Annotated in this window: 4 protein-coding genes; 2 read left to right on the top strand and 2 right to left on the bottom strand. The window is 32.7% G+C overall.

The window, feature by feature from the left end; translation table 11 throughout:
- The first annotated feature begins 78 nt into the window (after positions 1-78).
- Positions 79-1350: a histidinol dehydrogenase gene (gene hisD / locus UIB65_RS08475; RefSeq protein WP_330040928.1), complete on the top strand. Its 1272-nt coding sequence runs from the start codon at positions 79-81 to the stop codon at positions 1348-1350.
- Positions 1351-1578: 228 nt separating this feature from the next.
- On the opposite strand, the gene UIB65_RS08470 is transcribed toward hisD, so the two are convergent.
- Positions 1579-2166, bottom strand: coding sequence for a hypothetical protein (locus UIB65_RS08470; protein WP_330040926.1), 588 nt, complete (start codon positions 2164-2166; stop codon positions 1579-1581).
- A 522-nt stretch (positions 2167-2688) separates the two neighbouring features.
- On the opposite strand from UIB65_RS08470, the gene UIB65_RS08465 reads away from it, so the two are divergent.
- The gene (locus UIB65_RS08465) at positions 2689-3234 is read left to right on the top strand and encodes a DapH/DapD/GlmU-related protein (RefSeq protein ID WP_330040925.1); all 546 of its coding nucleotides are present in this window, start codon (positions 2689-2691) and stop codon (positions 3232-3234) included.
- An 11-nt stretch (positions 3235-3245) separates the two neighbouring features.
- On the opposite strand, the gene UIB65_RS08460 is transcribed toward UIB65_RS08465, so the two are convergent.
- Positions 3246-3647, bottom strand: a 402-nt coding sequence (locus UIB65_RS08460; protein WP_330040924.1) for a hypothetical protein, incomplete at its 5' end; no start/stop codon positions are given.

Below are 3647 nucleotides of genomic sequence, written 5' to 3'. Positions count from 1 at the left end.
ATGTTGACGGATGGTTGGCAATCTATCAGAAATTAGTTCACTCTGCAGATACCGGTGCTATTTTAAGGTAGGGTTAAAATGGATATATTGAATTATAATGAAATTGATTTGGCTGAAACAATCAAAAGGTCAGAAGAAGATGTAAACAAGGTCTTGGATATAGTTTCTGACATTTTAAACAACGTTAGATTGAATAAGGACGATGCTATTAGGGAATATACTGAAAAGTTTGACGGTGTTACAATAGAAAATTTGAAAGTATCCAAAGATGAAATTGAAGAGGCTTATGATACTCTGGATGATTCATTGCTTGCTGCACTAAAACAAGCCGCATCAAATATTGAAAAATTTCATAAAAAACAAATCCCTAAGGAATGGGAAATGGAAGTTACTCCAGGTATTGTTGCAGGTCAAATTGTAAGACCTATCAACTCTGCTGGCTGTTATATACCTGGTGGAAGGGCAGCTTACCCTTCATCAATATTGATGACAGTAATACCTGCAAAGATTGCAGGGGTTGAAAAAGTTGTCTGTGTGACTCCTCCTCAAAAGGATGGCAAAATTTTAGATGCAATTTTGGTTGCGGCAGATATTGCAGGTGCTGATGAAATTTACAAGGTAGGTGGGGCACAAGCGATTGCAGGACTTGCATATGGTACCCAGTCAATACCTCGTGTAGAAAAAATTGTAGGTCCTGGAAATATATTCGTGACTGCAGCAAAGAAATTAGTGTATGGTCAAGTAGATATCGAGTTTCCTGCAGGTCCTTCTGAAGTCTTGATATTGGCTGATGAAAGTGCAAATCCTGAGTTTCTGGCAACTGACATATTGGCACAGGCAGAACACGATCCAAATGCGTCATGTTTTTTAGTCACTGATTCAAAGGATTTGGCTATAAAAACTAATGAATTTGTGGCCAAATTAACTGCAGAAGCTCCAAGGCGTGAAATTATTGAGGAATCATTGTCAAAAAGTGGAAAAATTATTATCACTAACACAATGGAGGAGGCAATTTATGTTACAAATGAATACGCTCCCGAACATTTAATCATATTCACAAAAGACGATGATGAAACATTATCACACATAAACAATGCGGGATCAATATTTTTAGGTGCATACTCACCGGTTGCAGCAGGTGATTACGGTTCTGGAACAAACCATGTTTTGCCTACCGGTGGCGGAGCTAAAATGTATTCCGGTCTTTCAACAGAAGCCTTCATTAAAAAGCCAACTGTTCAAAGACTAACAAAAGAGGGATTGGAGGAATTGTCAAAAACCTCTGTTCCTATTGCTGAATATGAAGGTTTCTTTGCTCATGCAAATTCATTTAAAACAAGATTGAAATAAGTTTATAAGTCATAATTCTTATAAACTTTCTTTTTATTTATTATGTTTTGATTCTTTTTTAATCACACATTCTGCATTATTTCGTATAATTATTTGTTGCGTTTTGTGACGACCACTTTTTGGAATTGGAATTGGATTGCTAATTTTTCTTGCTTCACAATGTATCCTTTCTCCTTTAATTTTATCTCCTTAACATAAGTTCCCATCTAATCACCTAATATTTAACCTTCATTTCAATCCCTTTTTCTTCCGTTCTGTTAATATGTCATCCACATCAAAAAGCTGCAATTGCAGGTCATAAACAATGTCTGATATATTAGGATTTTCATGTGTTTTGCAATATTCAATTATTTCCTTTTCCTGTTGGGATTTGGGGATTTCTCTAAAACTTACTTCGCGTTGAAGTATTCCATCATTGTAATTGTTGAAGTATGCTGTTCGTGCAATTAGATTTATGGCAGAATTGTTATCCATCTTTTCAAATTCTTTGTTTCTTATCACTGGAAACAACACCACTGTATTTTCGATATTTTCAAGTAATGGTTCTATTTCTTTGTAAATATCATTAAAATCCTTTAACATTCCATTAAAAAACATTTTTTCACTAACTTCTATATTTAGTAGTAATTTTGTTTCTGTTGTCCAACCTAATTTTTCACAAAGCTCTAATGAATAATTATAATTGGGAAAATGCTTATTCAATTGCGGTTTTAATGCCTTAAGGATTTTCAGTGTATTTTTATTGCGAGATATGAAATTATTAATTTCCTTTTCGCTTGAAATTAGTTCAAAGTCGTGATATGATTTTCTCTCCATATTTTGCCTCCATTGTTTTATCCGTGAGATATTGATGTTTTCTTGAAAAATTGATTTATAATCAACTTAAAAGTTTTTATTTTATTGATATCAGATTTTATGTTTTTAATATATTAAATACTTATTTATTTCATGGAAAAATCATTATTTAAGTTGAATTATAACTTTATATTTGAAATAGAATATAATTATTAAATATTACAGGTATGATATATTTTATCTTAAAATGCAAGAATACCACGACTTCTTTTAAGTCGTGAAGGAATTGCACAAAAATGGGCATTACCTCAAATGCTCTTTGATGAAATTTAAATAACAAAATAACAAAAAAATAATAAATGATAATGACAAAATTAAATTACTTTTTCAACGATAACAATGTTTAGAAAGAATTAATTGAATCTGTCTGAACCTTCAGGACGAGGGGGATAGCACGTTAATTCTATACTCATTAGAGTATATAGCCTGTTAAGTAATAATCCTCAACATTTATAAAGTTGAAGTAGTTTAAATGGTGATTTTATGGATTTTGAACGAGTTGATATGGATAAACTTTCTGAAGAAGAACTGCAAGAAGCTTTTAAAATGAATGAAATTCTTTTTAAGCTTAATCATACAATGCCGATGACTCCTGAATATGGAGAAATATTAAAGGAGCTTTTCGGCGATAACATTGGTGAAAATTCAATGGTTCAGGCGCCTTTGTCCGGTGCGGCACTGGATAAACTGAAAATTGGAAACAATGTTTTCATCAATTCCAACTGTCTTGCAATGGCACGTGGCGGAATTACAATTGATGATGATGTAATGCTTGCCGCCAATGTTCAGCTGCTTTCCAATAATCATGATGAATATAACAGAAAAGTCTTGCTTTGCAAGCCGATTCACATCAAAAAGGGAGCATGGATTGGTGCGGGAGCAAGTATTCTTCCAGGTGTCACAATAGGTAAATATGCGATTGTCGGTGCAGGTGCGATAGTTACAAAAGACGTTGGCGACTATGAGGTTGCCGTTGGTGTTCCGGCAAAAGTGGTTAAAAAATTGGATAAAAAAAAGTTTAAAGAATAGCTATTTAATAGCTATTTCAAAATTTTTTCAACATCGATTAATTTTACAACATTTTTTCTTAAACCGGTTGCAATTATTCCCATTATTAGTCCGAATATTGTGAATATTACTGCAGAATATCCGAAAAGCATTTCATAGCTGAAAGCAAATCCGCTTGAAAGCTCCACAATGTAATTGGCTAATAATCCCAATACAAGTCCAGTAATGATACCCAATAATCCTCCATTTATTATATCTTTAAATGATCCAAATATTCCTATGGTTATAACCAAACTTATTATGAATCCGAGTGGATAATAATCTCCAGGTATTCTTCCTAATATGTAACAAAAGATTAATGAAATAAATACTGAGAGTATGATGGAAATTATGGAACATAATATTAGGTTTTTGAAGTTTATTGTATTTCTTAT

The organism is Methanobrevibacter sp. (genome assembly GCF_036307625.1).
In the GTDB taxonomy this organism is placed as follows: Archaea; Methanobacteriota; Methanobacteria; order Methanobacteriales; family Methanobacteriaceae; genus Methanocatella.
Note: the sequence above shows the minus strand (reverse complement) of the source record. Positions and strands in the feature narration are given on the sequence as shown.

Excerpts from the sequence above, each read along its gene's own strand:
- hisD (WP_330040928.1), top strand. The coding sequence starts at position 79 with ATGGATATATTGAATTATAATGAAATTGATTTGGCTGAAACAATCAAA.
- UIB65_RS08470 (WP_330040926.1), bottom strand. The coding sequence starts at position 2,166 with ATGGAGAGAAAATCATATCACGACTTTGAACTAATTTCAAGCGAAAAG.
- UIB65_RS08465 (WP_330040925.1), top strand. The coding sequence starts at position 2,689 with ATGGATTTTGAACGAGTTGATATGGATAAACTTTCTGAAGAAGAACTG.